The sequence below is a fragment of the Methanobrevibacter sp. genome (assembly GCF_045541095.1).
Taxonomy (GTDB): domain Archaea; phylum Methanobacteriota; class Methanobacteria; order Methanobacteriales; family Methanobacteriaceae; genus Methanocatella.
In genome coordinates, this window is record NZ_JAZQIJ010000108.1 from 1 (window position 1) to 3,955 (window position 3,955).

2 protein-coding genes are annotated in these 3,955 nt (G+C 32.9%); both read right to left on the minus strand.

Annotation, left to right across the window (positions count from 1 at the left end):
* Positions 1-162: 162 nt before the first annotated feature.
* Positions 163-3,618 (minus strand): C1 family peptidase, encoded by a 3,456-nt coding sequence (locus ACKI2P_RS04755; protein ID WP_407375495.1) that lies wholly within the window; start codon positions 3,616-3,618, stop codon positions 163-165.
* On the minus strand, positions 3,584-3,727 hold the full coding sequence (locus ACKI2P_RS04760) for a hypothetical protein (protein WP_407375497.1): 144 nt from the start codon (positions 3,725-3,727) through the stop codon (positions 3,584-3,586). Before ACKI2P_RS04760 ends, ACKI2P_RS04755 begins: the two co-directional genes overlap by 35 nt.
* Positions 3,728-3,955: the final 228 nt, after the last annotated feature.

Here is a 3,955-nt window from a genome sequence, read left to right on the forward strand (position 1 = left end):
GTTTAAACCAAATACAAAAGTAATCAAAATTAGATTTTTAGGTAAACCTAATTTTTTTTACTTAAATTAAATTCTATATGAAATAGTATATAAACTTATCCATTTTTTAGGCACACCTAAATTTAATCATGATTAAAAAAATATAGTTAGAGAAACAAATCCCTAACGTTTAACTTTTAAAGTTCTCTTTAAAGTATCTTTAAGATAAATTACCTTCATAGTATATTTTTTACCCGCTTTGAGCTTTTTAATTGCACTCTTTTTAATGGTGAATTTAGCTACGCATTTTTTGTTGGTTTTTGCAGTATACTTTTTACCATTGAGTTTGAGAGTGACTTTCTTGTTTTTGAGGACTTTTTTGTTCTTCAAGGTTACTTTATATACCAATTTGGAAGACCTTTTAACAGTCACAGTCTTTTTAGCCTTTACGACCTGTTTGACAGTGAGCTTATTAACTTCAGCTTCACCACCGTATTTCACAGTAATCTTGTGAGTGCCTGGAGTTACTGTTTTTGGAATCTTAAAAGAAATTAAGCCTTTGGAATTGGTTTTGACTTTATAAGTCTTTTTATCAATTTTTATAGATACATATTTGTTTTTCAATGGAGTTTCTAAGTCATTACCCATTACAATGAATGTGTATCTGGTTCCATCGAAATAATACATCTTGACATTTTTGGTTCCGACAAACCTAGACATGATAGTGATTGTCTTTTTAGACACCTGTCCGGTTTTAGGATTTGTGATTGTTATTGTCTTTTTAGAAGATAATTTAGTAAATTTAAGGGTTATGTATCCGCTTGAATCAGTCTTATAAGTACCTGTTTTTCCATTGATTGCAACCTTTACAGTGGTGTTTTTAAGCAATGATCCTTTAGAATCCAATAGCTTGATTTTATAGTTATAACTACTATAAACTGCCCTTTTGACATTGGAAGCGACAATTGTATCTTTAACAACAACTGAAGTGATTATGGCTGTGTCGTTGTAATTGACTATTATTTTATACTTGCCCGGATTCAAATTAACAGGAAGTTTTGCAACACCATTTTCATCACCAACTGTTTTATGCTTAAAACCATTGACATCAAAAGTCACTTGAACGCCTGCACCGACATTGGCTGTGAATGGAGTTTTATCACCATAGTATTTAACCTGATTAGTTGCAACACCCAAATCAGCAACTGTGTAAACTTTTAAAATAGCAGTAGCATCATGTTTGAGTAAGTCAAGCCAATCCTTGCCGTCACCCAAAAATGAAACGTTTGCAGGAATGTGAAGCCTGCTTACGGTCATAACTGGAGGATAATTTAAAAATGTTACCTCAAATTTGTCGCCTTTATTAATCTGAATCGGATTATCCAATTGAATTGTTGAAAATCCTCTAAACTCAGATTTGCCTTTTTGGGAATAAACAGTTACTCCATTGACATCAATATGAAACTCATAATTTAAACCAGTCTTGTTGAAAAATGTTCCTACAGCAGAAATAAGGCCGTCCTTTTCAGCGACATAGACATTTTTATAATAAAGCTGTTCCTTAAAAATATTGATGAGCCCTGAAATTTCATGCTGATAGTTCATATCGTATGTGACATTGTTTTTTATCACATAAGCAACAGGATCATAGTATGTTGCAAAGGTCGGGTCATAATATGAAACGTAGAAGAAACCGTTTTCTCCCCATTCTGTTCCCCAGCTGTTTTGGACAATGAATGCACCATCACCAGGGGCAGGCATTGCGAAATTGTTTTTGGAAAAGTTATCATCCCATCCAACGATACATATACTGTGGGAAGGGTTGTGTGGGACGTTATAATAATATGCGTGTGAAGTTTTATTATAGAATAAAGGAAATTGACTTGCAAAATAAGATGCCTCTACACCACCGTATTTTAAAATAGTTTCCTTAATCGGATTATTATCTGTCACATTTTTTCTTTTTGGAATTTGGACAAAATCAACTATATGCACATCATCATCAGTAAAAATCAAAGGAGATATTTTTCCAAGCTCATCATATTCATCATATTCAGTAGGAGAAATACCTAACCAGCTTATCAGGTAAGTAGCCGGAATGTAAAGATCACTACCTCCTTCTGTTGTTTCAATCACACCATATTTGGAATACTCCAGAAGTGAATTCTGCAGATTGTTGACTGAAAAATTATATGTGACATTTGCATATCTGATTAATGCGGACTGCAAGGCTTCAACTGCGCCGAATGCCCAGCATGCACCCATTGAACCCTGATTCATTACAGGTGCGGTGAAATTGTAATCCCTCAAATCGAATCTGGAAGGCAATGTGTCAAAGTGAATAGTATTTTCCAATATTTTAAATGACATCTGGCTTCCTTCAACGTTTGTTTCGAAGTTTTTGTTTGCCAATGACCTGGTATCATCGTTATAATTGTTCCCCTTTTCATTAATCTTTTTTAGAAATACCGCATAGATGCTTGAAGCATTAGAAGACAGATTGGAGAAGTAGTTGTTGTTTAGATTCAATGTTGCATCATAAGCATAAATTGATGCGGCTTCACCAGCAGTATTGTTTTCAATTCGTGTTGAATTTAGAGTTAATGTTCCATAATCAAAGTAGAATGCACCACCGTTGGAAAAACCCTCTGTCAAAGCATGATTTGAAATGAAATTTGAGTTTAGAATATTAACTCGAGTATGGGATGAATAGATTGCTCCCCCATCATATACCGCACTGTTGGATGTGAAATTTGAGTTATCAACGGTCAATGAACCCGCAAGATAAACGATTGCCCCACCAAACTCTGATGAACAGTTGATAAACTGTGAATTGTTGACGAGCACTTTTCCATTCATGAACATTTCATCTGCAAGGGTATCCACGAAAAGAGCACCTGCATTTTTACGGGATGAAACATTTATGAAGTTACAGTTTTCAATTGTAATCGGTTTTGAAAACTCTTTGATTCCAATTGCACCTGCAGTAATGCTTGCGGCCAGATTTGTGAAATTGCAGTTTTTGATTTGGCCTTTGCTTCCCCTAGCATAGATTGCAGGAGTATATTTTGAAGTGATGTTTTCAAATTTGGTATTTAAAATAGTCATCTGAGAATCCCGTACATAAATCAAACCCCAATACAATTCCCTGTTTGAGGCAAATGAAGCATTCCCCAATTTCAAATTACTATCTCCATAGACAAGCAATGATGCCCCCTCATTTGCATAATTGTTCAGGAACTTGTCATTTGAACTTGTATAATTAACCTGATTTGCATTAATTGCAGCACCCATACTTGCCACATTATTTTCAAAAACGCAATTGTTGGTAGTTAAATTTGAATTTTGAACCAATATTGCGGAATCATTGGAATTTCTAAAAACAAGATTGTTTATAATAATATTTGAGTTTTTAATATCAAAGACATATGCTTTACTGTTTGAATCGATTGCATGTCCGTTTCCGTTTATTACAATATTTTTACCTGTTATCTTTATTCCTTTTGTATAGTTTTTATCATATTGGCTGTCAAATTTATAATCACCTGTGATATTAAATTCATTTTCCCCACTTGAAATATCCTTTTCCAAATCTGTAAATGTCTTAACTGCCGAATTGGAATCCGATAAAACTTTCATCTGTATTGCTTGTCAGCTCATCGCTTTGATTTGCGTCCTGAGCACAGACTGCAGAAATAGAAAGGATAAACACGAATAATAAAATTATAGATAGTCTATTGAATTTCAAATTATCCCCACCATATTTAGTATAACATATTATATTTTATTTTAAACAAATATAAAAAAATTTATAGTAAATAGAGGCAAAATTCAAAAAAAGTGAAAAAATAATTAAAATAATTGTTTAAAAAATAATTACATATTGACTTAATTTTCAGGAAAATGAAATATCAGGCAAATCAAAAAAACATATATTTGATTCAATAATGGTGAAAATTAAAAAAAGAAAATAACC